The sequence below is a fragment of the Paracoccus halophilus genome, from assembly GCF_000763905.1.
Taxonomy (GTDB): domain Bacteria; phylum Pseudomonadota; class Alphaproteobacteria; order Rhodobacterales; family Rhodobacteraceae; genus Paracoccus; species Paracoccus halophilus.
On the sequence record NZ_JRKN01000033.1, the window covers coordinates 1 to 16,736 of the forward strand.

General features: G+C 65.3%; 16 protein-coding genes. 6 read left to right on the forward strand and 10 right to left on the reverse strand.

The window, feature by feature from the left end:
• Window positions 1–576 precede the first annotated feature (576 nt).
• Together IT41_RS16155 and IT41_RS16160 are read right to left on the reverse strand one after the other, a co-directional pair.
• Window positions 577–1,494: a nucleotidyl transferase AbiEii/AbiGii toxin family protein gene (locus IT41_RS16155; protein ID WP_036743322.1), complete on the reverse strand. Its 918-nt coding sequence runs from the start codon at window positions 1,492–1,494 to the stop codon at window positions 577–579.
• The gene (locus IT41_RS16160; protein WP_036743324.1) at window positions 1,484–2,305 is read right to left on the reverse strand and encodes a type IV toxin-antitoxin system AbiEi family antitoxin; all 822 of its coding nucleotides are present in this window, start codon (window positions 2,303–2,305) and stop codon (window positions 1,484–1,486) included. Before IT41_RS16160 ends, IT41_RS16155 begins: the two co-directional genes overlap by 11 nt.
• A 487-nt stretch (window positions 2,306–2,792) precedes the next feature.
• On the opposite strand from IT41_RS16160, the gene IT41_RS21360 reads away from it, so the two are divergent.
• The 4 genes from IT41_RS21360 (at window position 2,793) to IT41_RS16180 (ending at window position 5,655) form a co-directional block, all read left to right on the forward strand.
• Window positions 2,793–2,975: a hypothetical protein gene (locus tag IT41_RS21360; protein ID WP_036743325.1), complete on the forward strand. Its 183-nt coding sequence runs from the start codon at window positions 2,793–2,795 to the stop codon at window positions 2,973–2,975.
• 51 nt (window positions 2,976–3,026) lie between these two features.
• Window positions 3,027–3,275, forward strand: coding sequence for a hypothetical protein (locus tag IT41_RS21365; RefSeq protein ID WP_036743327.1), 249 nt, complete (start codon window positions 3,027–3,029; stop codon window positions 3,273–3,275).
• A gap of 82 nt (window positions 3,276–3,357) precedes the next feature.
• Complete coding sequence (locus tag IT41_RS16175) at window positions 3,358–3,639, forward strand: sensor histidine kinase (protein ID WP_331435349.1); 282 nt, start codon at window positions 3,358–3,360, stop codon at window positions 3,637–3,639.
• Between the two features lie 36 nt (window positions 3,640–3,675).
• Window positions 3,676–5,655, forward strand: a complete 1,980-nt coding sequence (locus tag IT41_RS16180) for a heavy metal translocating P-type ATPase (protein WP_081967588.1) — start codon at window positions 3,676–3,678, stop codon at window positions 5,653–5,655.
• A 110-nt stretch (window positions 5,656–5,765) separates the two neighbouring features.
• Here IT41_RS16180 and IT41_RS16185 read toward each other — a convergent pair whose 3' ends face one another.
• From IT41_RS16185 to IT41_RS16220, 8 genes are read right to left on the reverse strand one after another with little or no spacing between them, the layout of a single operon-like run.
• The gene (locus IT41_RS16185; protein ID WP_036743331.1) at window positions 5,766–6,947 is read right to left on the reverse strand and encodes an acetate/propionate family kinase; all 1,182 of its coding nucleotides are present in this window, start codon (window positions 6,945–6,947) and stop codon (window positions 5,766–5,768) included.
• Between the two features lie 15 nt (window positions 6,948–6,962).
• The gene (locus IT41_RS16190) at window positions 6,963–7,715 is read right to left on the reverse strand and encodes an SDR family NAD(P)-dependent oxidoreductase (RefSeq protein WP_036743333.1); all 753 of its coding nucleotides are present in this window, start codon (window positions 7,713–7,715) and stop codon (window positions 6,963–6,965) included.
• Window positions 7,716–7,740: 25 nt separating this feature from the next.
• Window positions 7,741–8,697 (reverse strand): bifunctional enoyl-CoA hydratase/phosphate acetyltransferase, encoded by a 957-nt coding sequence (locus tag IT41_RS16195; protein ID WP_074948181.1) that lies wholly within the window; start codon window positions 8,695–8,697, stop codon window positions 7,741–7,743.
• A gap of 47 nt (window positions 8,698–8,744) precedes the next feature.
• Window positions 8,745–10,202, reverse strand: coding sequence for an efflux transporter outer membrane subunit (locus IT41_RS16200; protein WP_231564783.1), 1,458 nt, complete (start codon window positions 10,200–10,202; stop codon window positions 8,745–8,747).
• On the reverse strand, window positions 10,199–11,323 hold the full coding sequence (locus IT41_RS16205) for an ABC transporter permease (RefSeq protein WP_036743335.1): 1,125 nt from the start codon (window positions 11,321–11,323) through the stop codon (window positions 10,199–10,201). The genes IT41_RS16200 and IT41_RS16205 overlap by 4 nt, the downstream gene beginning before the upstream one ends.
• Window position 11,324: 1 nt before the next feature.
• Window positions 11,325–14,060: a ribosome-associated ATPase/putative transporter RbbA gene (gene rbbA, locus IT41_RS16210; protein ID WP_036743337.1), complete on the reverse strand. Its 2,736-nt coding sequence runs from the start codon at window positions 14,058–14,060 to the stop codon at window positions 11,325–11,327.
• Entirely contained in the window at window positions 14,057–15,082 is a 1,026-nt protein-coding gene (locus tag IT41_RS16215; RefSeq protein WP_036743339.1) for an HlyD family secretion protein, read from the reverse strand. The genes rbbA and IT41_RS16215 overlap by 4 nt, the downstream gene beginning before the upstream one ends.
• Window positions 15,079–15,717, reverse strand: coding sequence for a TetR/AcrR family transcriptional regulator (locus tag IT41_RS16220; protein ID WP_052081708.1), 639 nt, complete (start codon window positions 15,715–15,717; stop codon window positions 15,079–15,081). Before IT41_RS16220 ends, IT41_RS16215 begins: the two co-directional genes overlap by 4 nt.
• Before the next feature lie 156 nt (window positions 15,718–15,873).
• Here IT41_RS16220 and IT41_RS16225 point away from each other — a divergent pair, with 156 nt between their 5' ends.
• Window positions 15,874–16,239 (forward strand): hypothetical protein, encoded by a 366-nt coding sequence (locus IT41_RS16225; RefSeq protein WP_139221746.1) that lies wholly within the window; start codon window positions 15,874–15,876, stop codon window positions 16,237–16,239.
• A 51-nt stretch (window positions 16,240–16,290) separates the two neighbouring features.
• Window positions 16,291–16,680, forward strand: a complete 390-nt coding sequence (locus IT41_RS16230) for a hypothetical protein (protein WP_036743343.1) — start codon at window positions 16,291–16,293, stop codon at window positions 16,678–16,680.
• Window positions 16,681–16,736 lie beyond the last annotated feature (56 nt).

Consider the following 16,736-nt stretch of genomic DNA (forward strand, 5'->3'; position numbering starts at 1 on the left):
CTCAGAGGCCGCAAAGAAAAAGAGAAAGGAGACCCCTGCATTGACCACAACATGACCGCCGAGACATAAACAAGGGGGGGTCAGTTCTCGGTGAAAATACCGGGTCAATTCTCAGCGGAAATCAACACGTGGCCTAATCGAGAAGATTTCGCTCACACCGGGGCCGGAACGCGGCGAGATCTACGCAACGCTGCACGGCGAACTGGGCACGATCCTCAATTGGACGGAGCGGCAAGCCATTGGAAAGACTGCAAAAACAACAAAACCCGCAGCAGATGCTACGGGTTTGTCGGTATCGGTGGTTGCGGGAGGACGCAACAGACGATCGCTGCGGAATGGGGGCACAAATGCAAAAACCTCCGCGACGGGGTCAGCGGAGGTTTCGCAATTATCGTTGGTTGCGGGGGCATGCAACCAACGATACTTGCGATTGGTCGAACGCCAAATCCCCAAACTCGCCGCTTAATGTAACTCGTTGCCGTCGTTTGGGAAACCCTGTTTTCAAAGCACAAACACCTCGCATTTAGCAGCAGAGACCGGTCACTTCCCCTAACGGAGCGATAGCCGCAGAGGTAACTACCTGAACAGCGATTCCAGCGCTGCTCTGTGCTCCGCATGCTTGGCCAGGTCATCCCTCTTCAGCTTCTCCAGATTGATCAACTTCCAACGCACCGCAGGAAGATCAGCCGCGCGCGGTCGCTCGATAGCGTCGAAGTCTGGCGTGCCGTCATGCAGGCTCAGGAGAAACGTCCTGACCTTTTCGTCGAGACGAGACCGGATGTCCGCGACCAGCCGTTTGCGGATTTCGAGCAGGTCTTCCAGGCTGACACGAGCCTTCGCCATGCCCTCGAACTCCTTCATGTAGGGCTGGTCGAGGTCGATAAAATTCGGGTCCAGAAGTTCATGCGCCGGACGGGATGAGCAGGCGATGTAGATCAGGAAGGTCCGGAACAGATCCTCTGTCAGACCTTCATTTTCATAGAGCAGCTTGATGTCATAAAGATCCCGCGGATGCTGGCGGTCCACCGCAGCGTGCAACTTGCCGCCGAACAGATCTTCGAAGGAAACGACCTGCATCTCCGCATAACCGAATTCATCCTCCACCGCATCGGACACCGGACGCATCTCGGGATCATGTACGACGCCGCGCATGACAGGCGAGGTCTCGATCTTGATTTCGGCGCCGCCCAGACGAGCGAGAACGCGGGTGGAACCGCCTCCCCCACCCTGGATGCGCTGCGTCTTCGCGCCGATAATGCTGCCTTCGATCTCGGCTGCGATGCGATCCATCGCTTCGTTGATCTCAGCAAGGCTTTCGCCGCGATCCTTGATTGGTAGATAGGTCAGATCAATGTCGACAGACAGACGAGGCAGATCACGGTAGAACAGGTTGATCGCCGTGCCGCCTTTGAGCGCGAACACCTTTTCCTTGGCAACATGCGGGAGCAGGCGCACGAGCAGCGCGACCTGGGCTTCATAATCCTCACGCGCCATCGCCAGTCCCGGTCGCTACGAACTCCTCCGGCACCATGATACGGTAGCGCGGGTGTATCCTGCCACCCTTGACCAGAGCGCGGTCGCCACGGCCGAGATTGAATTCCTCGGGGTCGAGACGTTTGCGCCAGGGATGATCGTGGCGATCGGCAAAAACGAAGAACAGCCGCGTCACCTTGATCTTCCTGCAACTGTGCAGCAGCGCCGATAACATCTTCGGACGCAACGTCGTCAGGCTCTCGAACACCATGTCGAGGTTATGAAAGCTCTCGTGGTCGGGCAACTCATCCATGGCCTCCAGGATCGCCCGTTCGGGAGACGACATCCTGAGTTGCCAGCCCCAGGGGAGGGTTTGCCCTGCATCCGCGCTGTCATCGGGAAGACCAAGCTGTGGATCGTCAAAGAGGGACCTTTTGCGCGTCTCGATGGGCGCGTTCAGCGGCAGTCTGGAGAGCCAGTTCGGTATGGCTTCGCCATAGATCCATACCGGAGGATTGCCGCCCAGGCGCAGATAGTGGCCGTGACCCTGCTGGGCGAGCGCCGTCATGCCGCCGACATGGACATCGTGACCCATGATGTGCTGGACCGAGAGCAGGCAGATCCTCCAGTCGATCATATCCGACGCAGAAGTGCCCGAAAGCGGGCGACGGAATACGCCGCGGGTCAGACGCTCGAGCCAGCCCCGTTTGACGTAGTCACGGAAGGTCTCATAGGCGATGCCATGCGCCGTGAGCCACGCGGCATCGACCAGATACCCGGAGGGTACTGCATCGAGGACCTTCTTCAGGTTTTGTGCTCGTTCGGCCACCATGACGCCTATAATGGCATATTTTCAAAGCTTGCACCATACGTCTCTTTAAGAAACGCTTAATTTCAGTGCTCCGAACACTCTAACTAGGGATTTTTCAAGGAGGACTTGGGGTGTACAACAACCCTGCAGGCCGGGACATGTCGAGCCGGGTCAAAAAGATCGACACATCTGTCCCGGCATGTCGATCAGATCGGCACACGTCGCCGATCTCGCCACCCCACCGACCGTAAGGCCCACGCCAACGATAGGCAGTGTAGCGTGACGCATGACACTTTCGGCCCAAAGCCGACGGTTGAACGCTGTTGGTGCTGCCCATCGACATTTCGGGAAGCGGACACTCACCTGTTACTGCAGCGAGATCGCCGCAGTGATGACTGCCAAGGGCAGAAAGCGTCGTCAGTGGACGTGAATCGCTGCCCAACGCTGGGCGCTGAAACAACTCACGACCTGAACACTACCGATCTAGGGTCAGCCCGTTTCGCACAAAATGGTCGAAAACGTCACTTTCCTCTTCTTCCTCCTGCAAGCGTGGGCCATGCCCGTTCGCCTCGCGAGCTGGATCATCCGCGACATCGAGCAGGCCTCGCTCTACGGGCGGCTCCTGCATGTCGCCAATCCTGTATGCGCCGCCGATGTGTTTACCGACCGCTGGCCGGAATCAATCGCTTAGCAAGACGAGTTCGCCAAACACCTGCACGAGCTCGTCCGTTCGCTCGAGGCGATGCGCAAGGGCGAGATGTTCCCCAACGCGATGATGGACACGTTGCGCGACGACTTCGGCGACCGCGTTGTGACCCGCGCCGCGGACCAGATCGCCACTGAGGTTGGTGGCGGGATCCAGCAGTCGCGTCAACTCTACACGCGGCGCGGCGGCGTGCTGTTGCCTACCGCTGCTGCCGTCGCAGCGTCGACAGTCAACCCGTCAGTCTCGACGGCGCGGCCTCACACTTTCTTCGGGCACAAGATCTGATGCGAGCGGCGCCCCTCTCCATCGACCAGCAGATCGCCGCAATGAAGGCGGCCTGGCCGCAGTTCACTGCGCGCCGCGTAGACTGAAACACGGTGCCGCCGGTCAGCCGGTGCAGGTGGCCTTGTCCGCGGATGGCGCGCTTGCCGTGCGCAATGCCGGGCCGATGGTGGCGCCCGAGGTCATGGCGCAACTGGCGCAACCTTTCACCCGCGGCGCCACGCCGGCCGAAGGCAGCGGGCTGGGCCTGGCCATTGCCCGCGCGATTGCCGCCGGCAGCGGCGGACGGCTGGCGCTGTCCTCGCCCGCGCCGGGTCAAGCAGATGGATTCGAGGCGCGTTTCACGCCCGGCCAAAGTAATCAGTGACTAGCCCTCCCGTTTGCGACGAATTAGGATCGTGACATGACCAGCCAGCTTTCCTTGCCAGCCAGTCAGCCGGGCACCCGCAACGGGCTGGCCTGGCCTGATCCCTCACTGGCCCTGTCGGGCCTCGCTGTCCTCGGGATAGCGCTCGCAGCATTTGGGCAATGGGTGTTCGGTCAACCGCCGCTCGCGGTGGCGGGGCTGGTGCTGGTCTATCTGACGGGCGGCTTGCCCGCGGCATGGCGGGCGGGGGCCGAGCTGTGGCGCGATCAGGTGCTGGATATCGACCTGTTGATGGTGGTGGCCGCCATCGCCGCCGCCGCCGTCGGCGCACCTTTCGAGGGCGCGGTGCTGCTGGTGCTGTTCAGCGTCGCCGGCACGCTGGAGGATCGCGCATTGGGCCGTGCCCGCCACGCGATCGAGGCGCTGATGCAGCTGCGTCCCGAAACCGCGTTGCGAAAACGCCCCGATGGCGAGGTCGAGGAAATTCCGGCCGAGGCCCTCGTTCCCGGCGACATCGTCGTGCTGCGCCCCGGCGCGCGGGTGCCGAGCGATGGCGAGGTGATCGCCGGCGCAGGCGGTATCGACGAGGCGAACATCACCGGCGAATCCATGCCCGTGACCAAGGCGCCGGGGGCGATGGTCCATGAAGCGACGGTCAATCTCGACGGCGTTTTGCAGGTGCGCATCACCCGCGCGGTGGCCGACAGCACCATTGCCCGCATGATCCGCCTGGTGACCGAGGCACAGGCGCAAAAGGCCCCGTCCGAACGCTTCAGCACATGGTTCGGCCAGCGTTACACGGTCGCGGTGCTGCTGGGTGCGGTGCTCGCCTTTGCGGCCTTTCTGGGGCTGGGCCACGACTGGGAACAGGCGCTTTACAAGGCCGCCGTGCTGCTGGTCGCGGCCAGCCCCTGCGCCATCGTCATTTCGGTGCCCGCCGCGATCCTGTCGGCGCTGTCGGCGGCTGCGCGAGGGGGCGTGCTGTTCAAGGGCGGCGGCGCGCTGGAAACGCTGGCCGCCGTGCAGAATTTCGCCTTTGACAAAACTGGCACCCTGACCACCGGCCATGCCGCCGTGACCGGGCTGGCGGCGACCGATGGCGACGAGGCCGGCTTTCTGGCACTGCTGGCCGGGCTTGAGGCGCATTCCGAACACCATATCGCCGCCGCCATCCGGCGCGAGGCCAGTGCCCGCGGGCTCGATCCCGCGCCGGTCGGCGACGTGACCGCCCGCCCCGGCGCCGGTATTACCGGAAACGACGCGCAAGGTCCGATCTGGGCCGGCAATGAAATTCTGGCTGCCGAGATGGGCGCCGCGCTTGACCAGCCTGCCTTTGCGGCGCTGAGGGCCGGGAGTGATACGGTGATCTGGCTGGGGCGCGAGACACGGGTTCTCGGCGCGGTCAGTGTCGCCGATCAACCCCGCGCCAGCGCCCTGCCCGCGCTGACGGCTTTGCGCGCGGGCGGCATCCGCCGCATCGTGATGATGACCGGCGACCGCCACCCGGTCGCGCAGAAGGTCGCGGCCGAGCTTGGCTTTGCGCCGGATGATATTCAGGCCGACATGCTGCCCGAAGACAAGGTGCGCAGCGTTGCCGGGCTTGCCACCACGGGACGCACGGCCTTTGTCGGCGACGGGGTGAACGATGCCGCCGCGCTGGCGCGGGCCGATATCGGCATTGCCATGGGCGCGGCTGGTTCCGAGGTCGCGCTTCAGGCCGCCGACATCGCGCTTTTGTCCGAGGATCTGGAGCGCCTCGCCCATGCACATCGCCTGTCACGCCGCGCCGCACGCATCATCCGCCAGAACCTTGCCATCGCCATCGGCGCCATGGCGGTGCTGGTCACGGGCGGGCTGTTCTTCGATCTGGGCCTGCCGCTGGCGGTGATCGGCCATGAGGGCGGCACGGTGCTGGTGGTGCTGAACGGGCTGCGGCTGCTGTCCGACCCGATGCGCCTCAACAGGGCTGTTCGGGCGCAGGCGCCGCCTCTGGCCGAGGCCGCAACGGCTGGCTGACGCGAGCGCGTGCCGCATTCATCAGCATTCACGCGCCCCACTCTAGCCCGTTGTTTCCGCATGTCCGGGAGGCGCAATACCGGCTCCCGCTTTTGGCGCGACATGCTCTATCAGGCCAGCAGATCCTGCGCATGGCGGGCGGTGATCCATTCCTCATTGGTGGGTTCGACCGCGACCCGGATCGGGCTGCCGGGGGTTGAGATGACGGCGGCATTGGCGTCGTTTGCCACCCTGTCCAGGGCGACACCGAGGAAGGCCAGCCCCGCGCAGACACGGCTGCGGATGAAGGCGCAGTTTTCGCCCACGCCGGCGGTGAACACCAGAAGGTCAAGGCCCTGAAGCGCAGTCATCAGCGCCCCGACCTCGGCCACGATCCGGCGCACGTAAAGCGTCAGTGCAAGGCGCGCACGCTGACCTGCCTCGCCCGGGTCATCTTCATGCTGCACCACCACGCGCGGCTCGTCCGAGAGGCCGGAAACCCCCAGCAGGCCCGACTGGCGATAAAGCATCTGGCCGACTTCATCGAGGGAAAGCCCTTCGACCTCCATCAGGTAAAGCAGCGCTCCGGGATCAAGCGCGCCCGTGCGCGTGCCCATCATCAGCCCGTCGAGCGCCGAAAATCCCATGGTTGTGGCAATGCTCTCCCGCCCTTTCATGGCGCAAAGGCTCGCCCCGCTGCCCAGATGGGCGACAATGACACGCCCATCAGCCAGGGCGCCATGGCGTTCCGGCAAGGCATGGCTCATGTATTCGTAGGACAGCCCGTGAAAACCATAGCGGCGCAGGCCGTTCTGCCAGGCTGACCACGGCAGCGGCAGCAATTGTTCGACCATTGGCAGGCTGCGATGAAAGGCAGTGTCGAAACAGGCGATCTGCGGCAGGCGGGGTTGCCGGTCCATCAGAATGGCCATCGCCTTCAACGGAAATGGTTGATGCAGCGGCGCCAGCGGGATCAGCCGGCGCAGGTCGTCAATGACCCTTTGTGTGACGCGGACCGGGGCGAAATATTGCCCGCCGCCATGCACCACCCGATGTGCGACGGCCGCAAGCGGCCGCCCCTCCAGATGCGTCTCGACGCGGGCCAGGATCAGGCCCAGGGCCGCTGTCGTCGGATGCGTGGCGTCCAGCGTGACCGGCTCGGCCCCCTGCCCGGTTGCCCGGAGCTCGGGCGCGGGGCCACCGATCCCCTGAACGCGCCCGGCCCATGACGGCTGGCGCGGCAGCGCCGCCACCGCCGCCGGATAGAGCGCGAACTTGATGCTGGACGAGCCGCAGTTCAGCACAAGGATCATGTCACGCCCCTTCCGTCAGGCGGCCGTGTAGCCGCCATCGACCGCCAGCGCCGACCCGGTCATGAAGCCCGCCCCTTCGGAAAGGAGGAAAGCGACCGCATGCGCCACCTCATCAGCCTGCCCCAGCCGTCCGATCGCATGCTGCGCCGTCAGCGTATCCAGCGTTTCCTTGTCCAACTGATCGAGCAGGGGCGTCGCGATATAGCCCGGATGGACCGAGTTGATGCGGATACCCCGCGCGGCATAGGCCAGCGCTGCCGAGCGCGTCAGCCCCAAGACCCCATGCTTGGCCGCGACATAGGCGGGCGCGGTCGGGTTGCCGACCAGGCCGAGGATCGAGGACATGTTGACGATCGCGCCCCCGCCCGCGGCCAGCATGGCCGGGATCTGCGCGTGCATCCCGTATTGAACGCCGCTGAGGTTGATGTCGATCACGCGCCGCCAGTCCTCGGGGTCGAGATCGCCGCTGGGTGCGGATTTGCCACCGATACCGGCGTTGTTGAACGCCAGATGCAGCGCGCCGAAATTCTCGACCGCGCAGGCCACGGCCGCAGCCGCGTCCTCGGGCTGCGCGACATCGCCCGAATGGGCCACGGCCCGGCCGCCCGCGCCGGTGATCGCCGCGACCACCCGCGCCACATTTTCGGCCGCAAGGTCCGAGACCACCACCTTTACGCCGTTCGCGGCGAGCAGATGCGCCGTCGCCTCGCCAATCCCCGAGCCACCGCCGCTTATCAGCGCGACGTCACCCTTGAAGCTGTATTTCATTGTCTTGTCCTTTCCCTGATTGAGATCACGGCGGTGTTGCGCGGTAGCGATGCGCCAGCAGCACCGCCATGGCGCAGGACGCCAGCCGCGCCTGACGCGAATCCGCGCGGCTGGTCAGCACGGCCGGCACCCGCGCCCCCATGACGATGCCGGCGCTGTCGGCGTTACCCAGATATTCCAGCTGCTTGGCCAGCATGTTGCCGCTTTCGATGTCCGGCACCACCAGAATGTCGGCCTGCCCCGCCACTGGCGAGTCGATGCCCTTGACCCGCGCCGCATCGGGCGAGACCGCATTGTCGAGCGCCAGCGGCCCGTCAAGGACTCCGCCCCTGATCTGGCCGCGATCCGCCATCTTGCACAGGGCCGCGGCGTCGAGCGTCGATTGCAGGCGCGGATTGATGACCTCGACCGCCGAGAGGATCGCCACCTTCGGCAACCCGACCCCGATCGCCTGCGCAAGGTCGATGGCGTTCTGCGTGATGTCGGCCTTGCACAGCAGGTCGGGTGCAATGTTGATCGCGGCATCGGTGATGATGAAGGGGCGCGGATAGGCGGCCGTCTCCATCACGAAACAATGCGAGATGCGCCGCTCGGTTCGCAACCCCGCCTCGCGCGCGAAGATGGCGCCCAGAAACTCATCCGTGTGCAGGCTGCCTTTCATCAGCACCTCGACCTCGCCCCGCCCCGCCATTTCAGCCGCCTTCGCGGCGGCCGCGTGGCTGTGGGGGGCGTCGACGATCTCGACCCCGGTCAGGTCAATGCCGGCCTCGGTAGCCGCCGCCGCCAGCTTGTGGCGCGGTCCGACCAGAACCGGATGGATCATGCCCGCCCTTGCCGCGTCCATCGCCCCAAAAAGGCTGAGCGCATCGCAGGGATGCACCACCGCCATGCGCACCGGCGCCAGATCTGAAACATGGGCAATCAGCCGGTCGACGCCGCGCAGACTCTCGGCTGGATCGTGTTTCGGGGGACTCTCAGTCATGTGGTGCGACCTTGCATAATGGGCGCCAGCCTGCGTGCGGCGATCTGTCAGCCCGTGGCAAGACCAATACCACCCGCTGATGCCGCGCTGAGTGCGATGAAGTTCAATGCCTGTTGACGCGCCGCAGCGGCCAGCCCCTGTCGGGCAGACAGCAGGTGCCGTTCAGCATCCAGAACTGGAAAGAAATCTGCCTGACCCTGCTCGTAGGAATAGCGTGTGAGATCGACTGTTTCACGTGCATTCGTGACAAGACGGTTCTGGGCATCGACCGCGCGGCCATCCCGGTTATAGCCAGCCAGCGCGTTTTCAACCTCTTCGACCGCACGCAAGACGGCCGCCTGCCACGTGATGCGGGCCTTTTCGGCCCGGGCCTGCGCGGCTGAAAGGCGGGCCTCATTGGCGCCACCTGTAAACAGAGGCAATGAAATCTGTGGGCCGAATCCCCAGGTCGTGGTGCTGCCACCCCTTCTTACGTTCGTCGGCGTGATCGACCCCGAAAGTGTGAGCCTCGGATAGAAATCGGCCTGTGCCTCTCCGACATCCGCGACGGCGGCTGCAAGACTGCGCTCGGCCATCCGCACATCGGGACGAGCACGGATCACATCGGCCGGAACCCCGACGCTGGCACTGTATCGGGCACGCGGTTGCGCCCCTCCTTTACGCATCCGGGCCGCAATATCGGCCGTGCGGCCCGCGGTGAGTGTTGCCAGACGGTTGATCGCCTGGTCAAAGCCCACCTCAAAGGCGGGCAGCTCTGCCTCGGCTTGCACAACCAGTTGCTCAGCCTGAAGAACCTCCAGCCGGCCTGCGCTGCCAAACTCGCTTTCCGATCGTGTCAAGCCCAGCGAATGACGACGGCTTTCAAGGCTTTGTCGCGTCAATGAGCGCGCTTCTTGAAAATAGCGTGCATCGACATAAGCGGAGGCGACGGCGCTGAGCACCGTCAGGCGCGCCACATCAGCCGAAAGCCAGGCTGCATCCAGTCTCGCAGCAGCCCCTTCGCGCGCCGCGCGGTTTTGACCAAACAGATCAATCAGCCATGAAACACCCAAAGTGGCGGAGCTGCTTTCGACGATACCAGCCTCATCACGGTGGCGCCTGGCCGCCGCTTCAGCGTTCACCTGCGGCAGATCGCTAGCGCCAACCAGACGCGCATTTGCCTCAGCCTCGTGAATCGTGGCAATGGCGCTGTGCACGTCCAGATTACGCGCCAGTCCGGCGGCAATCAGATGATCGAGCTGCGGATCCCGAAAGGCATGCCACCAGGTGTTCGCCCCCGCGTGGCGTGCCGGAGAGTCACCTGAAAAGGCCATGGCGACATCCGCCTGCGGTTCGGTGTAGGAAACCTCGCTGCACGCGGCGAGAAGAGCCAGGGTCGCCCCCATGCCTGTCACCAGCCCGCGGCGTGACATCACGGAACCATTGGCTGCCCCCTCATGGGCGTATCGCAGATTGTCGGACGGACGGCGCGGCAAGGTCATCTCCTGATCGTTATCATCTGTCATCCCGTCACGCTCATCGAGCGGCGGAAGAGGGCGAGGCTGGCGGCGAAGAAACCGGCACCGAGGGCGATCATCATGGCGACCGGCAGCCAGACCGCCGAAAACCCGGCACCGCGGAAGGCCACGGCCTTGGCGAAGGCGAGGAAATGGCGCGACGGCAGCAGGAAGGTCAGGCGCTGCACCGCGGCAGGCTGGCTCTCGATGGCACTGAAGCCGCCCGACAGCATGATGATCGGGATGATAACCATGATGATGAGCAGCGCAAACTGCGCCATCGAGCGCGCGAGTGTGCCCAGCAGCATGCCGATCGCCGCCGCCGCCCAGAGATAGATCGCCGCCCCCGCAACCAGCAGCGGCAAGGGGCCGGCAAGCGGCACCCCCAGAATCCCCTGCACCACCACCAGCAACGAGCCGACGAAGGCCGCCAGCACGATGACCATCACCGCCAGCACCTTGGACAGCGCCACCTCGACGGGCGAGAGCGGCATCACCATCAGATGCTCGATGGTGCCGTGCTCGCGCTCGCGCAGCATGGCGGCGCCGGTCAGCACGATGGTCAGCAGCGACAACTGGTTGAGCAGCGAGGACATGGCCTTGAACCAGACCGGGTTGCCGTTGGGATTGAAGGCCCGGCGCAGTTCCAGTTGGAGATCGGGCGGCGGCGCCTCGGGCCGGCCGGTCAGAAACAGGCGGGATTCGTCGGCGACGATGCTGCGGACATAACCGCTGCCCAGCTGCGCCTGCGTCACCGCCGTGGCATCCGCCAGCAGTTGCGCCACGGGCGCGCGCCCGGCAAGGGCATCGGCCCCGAAGCCGGGCGGAAAGCTCAGCGCGAACATCATCTCGCCCCGGTCCATCGCCGCAGCAGCCTCGTCAGCGGTCATGGTGACGGGGGCCTGAAACCAGGGCGGGCTCAGCGCGGCGGGAATGGCGCGGCTGAGGGGCGAGCGGTCCTCGTCCACCACCGCGATCGAGGCATTGTGCACCGAGTCGCCCGCGCCGCTGGCCTCCATCATCACGGCGAAAAAGAACGACCACAGGATCAGCACCAGCATGACCGGATCGCCAAGGGTACTTTTGATCTCCTTGCCGATCAGCCAGAAGATGTTGACTAGGCTGCGCATGTCAACGCTCCTGCTTGCGCAGCAGCAGGATGGCGACGCCCGTGAACACCGGCCCGAACAGCGCCAGCCGCCACAGCGCACCGGAAAGGTCGCCAAAGGTCAGGCCCTTGGTATAGCTGCCGACCGAGGCCATCATATACCATGTCGTCGGCCACAGGCTGCCGATTACCCGCGCCGGCCCTTCGAGCGAGGAGACCGGCACCATCATCCCCGAAAACTGCATGGTCGGCATGACCGACAGCACCGCAGCAGCAAAGGCTGCCGTCACCTGTGTCGCCGCCAGCGTCGAGATCATCAGCCCCCAGCCCGTCGCCGCCAGCGCATAAAGCAGCGTCGCCAACACCAGCACGGCGGGGCTGCCCTTCAGCGGCACCTTCAGCACCAGCACCACCAGCGCGGTGAGGATGGCGAAATTCAGGATGGTGATGCCGACATAGACCAGCTGCTTGCCGATCAGGAATTCGGCCCGGCCGGTGGGGGTGACATAGAAATTGGTGATGGTGCCGATTTCCTTTTCCCGCGCCACGCTGACCGCCATCAGGATCGCCGGGAACAGCAGCAGCAGCAGCGGCGGGATGGTCGGGCCGATGGCCGGCAGGCTTTCCATCGCCGGGTTGTAGCGAAAGCGCGGATCGAGCTGCACAAGCGGCGGGCCTTGCTGCGGGCTGGCCGGCAGCGCCGCAGCCGCCGCCTGACTGGCGCCCGTGACATAGCTTTCCACGGTGCCGGCGCGGCTAGTATCGGTGCCGTCGATGGTGGCGGCGACGGAAGCGCCCCGCCCCGCGCGCAGATCGGCGCCGAAATCGGCCGGGATTTCCAGCGCCATGCTCAACTCGCCGCTGGCCATGCGCGCGCGCAGCTCCTCCAGACCCTGCAGGTCGGCATGGCGGCTGAACCAGATCGAATCCTCGAACGCGGACAGGAAGGCGCGGCTTTCCGGGCTGCGGTCATGGTCGAGCGCGGCAAAGGGAATGTCGCGGACATCCTGCGAGATGCCGAACGACATGATCAGCAGCAGCACCGCGCTGCCGAGAAAGGCAAACACCAGCCGCACCGGATCGCGGCGCACCTGCATCGCCTCGCGCGAGGTATAGGCCAGCATCCGGCTGAGGCTGAAGCCGGTGCTGCGGGCAGGCGCGGCCGCTTCCGCCGCCAGCCCTTCGGGCACAGGTTCCTCGGGCGGGATGGCGGCGGAAATGTAGTGGATGAACGCCTGTTCCAGATCGGGTTTGCCGCTCTGGGCAATGATGCCCTGCGGCGTGTCCGTGACCAGCACGCGGCCCGCATGCATCAGCGACATGCGGTCACAGCGCAGCGCCTCGTCCATGAAATGGGTCGAGATGAAGATCGTCACCCGATCCTTGCGCGACAATTCCATTAGCAGCACCCAGAAATCGTCGCGGGCCTGCGGATCGACGCCCGAGGTCGGCTCGTCCAGGATCAGGATTTCCGGCGAATGGATGACCGCAACCGCCAGCGACAGCCGCTGCCGCAGCCCGAGCGGCAGCCCGCCCGCCGGCTGGTCCAGATAGTCCGTCAGCCCGAAACGCGCCACCAGATCGGCGATGCGGGCGCGGGCCAGATCGCGCTCCAGATGGAACAGCCGCGCATGCAGGACGAGGTTTTCCCGCACGCTGAGTTCGCCATAAAGCGAAAACGCCTGCGTCATGAAACCGACGCGGGCGCGAGCATCCATGCCCTGCTCGCCGATGGGCTGGCCAAAGATCCATGCCTCGCCTTCCGAAGGCGGCAGCAGGCCGGTCAGCATCTTCATGGTCGTGGTCTTGCCGCAGCCGTTCGAGCCGAGGAAGCCGAAGATCTCGCCCCTGGGGATGTCGAAGCTGACAGAATCAACGGCAGTGAAGTCCCCGAAACGGCGCGTCAACCCGCGCGCCTTGATGGCGATATCGGCGTCCGGTGCGGGCGCAGAGACCCCGGCCGGAGCAACCGGGGCCTCTGCACCCGCACCATCCGTCGCCAGGCCGTCCCCTCGCCGGTCGCGCAGCAGGGCGACATAGGCGTCGCCCACCGATCCCGTGCCGGTTCGGCCCATCAGCGCCTCGGGGCTGCCTTCGGCCAGCACCCGGCCGGCATTCATCGCCACCAGATGATCAAACAGTGCCGCCTCCTCCATATAGGCGGTCGAGACCAGCACGCTCATGCCGGGGCGGTCCTTGCGGATGGCGGAAATCAGGTCCCAGAACTGGCTGCGCGACAGCGGATCGACGCCGGTTGTCGGCTCGTCCAGCAGCAGGAAGTCCGGGTCATGGATCAGCGCCGCACAAAGCCCGGTCTTCTGCTTCATCCCGCCCGAGAGTTTGCCGGCCGGGCGGTCAAGGAAGGGAAACAGCCCCGTCGCACGGGTCAGCCGTTCGATGCGGGCGCTGCGCTCGGCGCGGGCCAGTCCGAACAGCTTGCCGAAAAATTCCAGATTCTCGCGCACCGACAGGTCGTGATAGAGGTTCTTGCCCAGTCCCTGCGGCATGAAGGCGAGGCGGCTGCCCATGGCCTCGCGGTGGCGCGCGCTGGCCATGTCGCCGCCAAGACAGGTGATCCGGCCCGCCTGCAACCGCTTGGCGCCGGCAATCAGCCCCATCAGCGTCGATTTGCCGACCCCGTCGGGGCCGATCAGCCCGATCATCCGCCCCGCCGGCAGGGCAAGCGAGACATCCTTCAGCGCGGCCACCTTGCCGTAGCGATGGCTGACGCCCTCCAGCCGGGCAACGGGTTCGGTCATGGCGTGCCCGCATCACCGCCGGGCAGGTCGATCAGCGGCGGCGTCAGCCCATTGGGCCAGTCGGGCAGGCGGCCCGCATCGTCGGCCAGCCGCACCCAGGCGACACCGCGCACGCCGGTCTTGACCTGATCGATGCGCGCCTGCACCAGTTCCGGCGACACGCGCACGCGAATGCGGAACATCAGGTCTTCGCGCTCGGACAGGGTCTCGACCTGCTTGGGGGTGAACTGGGCCTGGGGCGAAACGAACATGACCGTAGCCGGCAGCGCACGGTCGGGCATGATATCGGCCACGATGCGCGCCTCGTCCCCAATCACCACGCGGGGCGCATCGGATGCGGTCAGGAAGAATTCCATATAGACGTCTTCGAGGCTGACCAGCGTCAGGATCTTGCCACCCGCGCCCATGATCTCGCCCGGTTGGGCAAGGCGATAGAGGACGCGCGCATCGGCCTCGGCCGGCAGGGTGGCATCCTTGATGCGGGCTGCGATCTCATCGCGCGCGGCGGCCTCGGCATCGACACTGCGTTCCTTGGCGCTGAGCGTGGCCTTTGCCGCCGCCAGACCGGCCTCGGCCACGCGCGTTTCGGTGCGCTTGATGTCCAGATTGGCTTTCGACACCACATCGCGGGTGCTGAGTGATTCGGTCCGCGCCAGTTCGCTTTCGCTCAGCGCAAGGCGCGCCTCGGCCTCCTCGACCTGGGCGGCCGCGACGCCGACGCCGGCGCGCGCGCTTTCCACGGCGGCCTCGGCGCGGGCAAGCTGGGCGCGCAGCTCGGCCGTGTCCATCACCGCCAGCACATCGCCCACCGCCACGCGGTCGCCCTCGCGCACTTTGATTACGGCGATCCGCCCGGCAAGGCGCGGCGAGACGTCGATCAGATCGGCTTCGATGCGGCCATTGCCGCGCGAAAACCCCTCGGGCGGCAGGCCGGAGGGCTTGAACAGCACGATCCACGCGCCGAAACCCAGCAACCCGGCCAGCGCAAGGCCGAGGATGAGCATGGAAATCCGGCGGGTCATGGGCGAAGCCCTTGCTGATGCGGCAGCCCCTGCCCGGCCGTGCCCTGAAGGCCCGCACGGTAGATCGCAAAGACCCGCGGCGCATCGGCTCGCATCCGGGCGCTGTCCCCATGCAGAAGATGCTGGACGACCAGCCCCTGAACCATGCCGAGATAAAGCGTGGCGGCCGCCTCGATATCCAGATCCGGGCGCAAGGCCCCTTCGGCGACACCCGCTGTCAGGATGCGCCGCAGCCTTGTGGCATAGTTTTCCAGCAGGCTGCGGGTCATCTTTTTCGCCGCCGTGTCGCCGGCATTCTGAAGCTGCCCGAAGATCACGCGCGGCACGCCCGGATGCCCGGCAACGAAATCGACATGCCCCAGAAACATGGCCTCGATCGCGGCCAGCGGATCGGATTCCCCGCCCGCCAGCCGGTCGATCCGTGCCAGCAACTGATCGGCCACCCATTCCATGACCCGCTGCCACAGCGCGTCCTTGGTCGGGAAATGCTTGAACAGCGCCCCCTGCGTCAGCTTCATCTGCGCCGCGACTTCGGTGGTAGTGATGGTGTCCGGGCTGGTGTGCGCCGCCAGTTCGACGACCGCCTCCACCGCCTCGGCCCGACGCTGTTCGGAGGGCAGATATTTCGCGCGCATGACGTGGTGTTCCCGCTCCATCTACATAGAAGTGTTTGGTCACTATCTGCCGACATCACGGCGGCAGTCAAGGGTGGAAAGAAATTCTCGGCTCTTGCGTTTGTTTATGGATAATGGCAAAGAGTGTCATTGATAACTTCACTGGTGGTATCCACGATGATTATGGAGAACATCCACCATGCCGCAGCCACAGTTGCGACCGTCATCGCGTTGAGCCTGCCCGCTGCACCGGTCCTGGCCGGCGTCCTGGATGCCGACGGGATCAGCGCGCAGATCATCAGAAAGGAGCTGGTTGCGCGACGCATGGGGATGAAGGTGCATCTGCGCTATGATTCGGACGGCACCGTCACCATCCGCTCCCCGTTCTTTTCAGGTACTGGCAGATGGAGGCGCGACGGCAACCGTCTGTGCATGACCGTGGCCGGCGCACCCGGTCCCGAAACATCGTGCCACGGCTTCGAGGATCTGGGCGGCGGCAAGTTCCGCAACACCGACGGCATGGTGCTGCGCGAGGAAGGGTAAAGACGACACAATCGACGACACCACCCCATCGGGGCCACAAAGGTCAGACCCATGCTACGCAACTGGATTTTCGGCGCAATCGCTGTGCTTTTCGGCATCATCACCCTGATCGAGGGCGGCAGCGTGCTGTTCGGTCACGGCCCGGCCCGCCTCGCCGCCGGCAATTTCGTGCCCGTTGTCCTGTGGGTCAACTTCTTGTCCGGGTTCATCTACATTCTGGCGGGGCTGGCCGTCCTGCCCGGGCGGCGCAGCGGGTTGATTCTGGCGCGCGCCCTGGCGGGCATGCTGGTGATGCTGTTCGGCTATTTCCTGATCCACATATTGATGGGCGGCGCCTGGGAGACGCGCACATTGGGCGCAATGATCCTGCGCCTCGGCTTCTGGGTGGCAGCGGCGCTTCTGGTCCGGCCCGGATCGGCAACCGGAAAGCCTGTTGGCTGACACGCGCCTGAATTCCCGGGCGCATGCGCCCTTATCCATATCTGATAGACCCTATC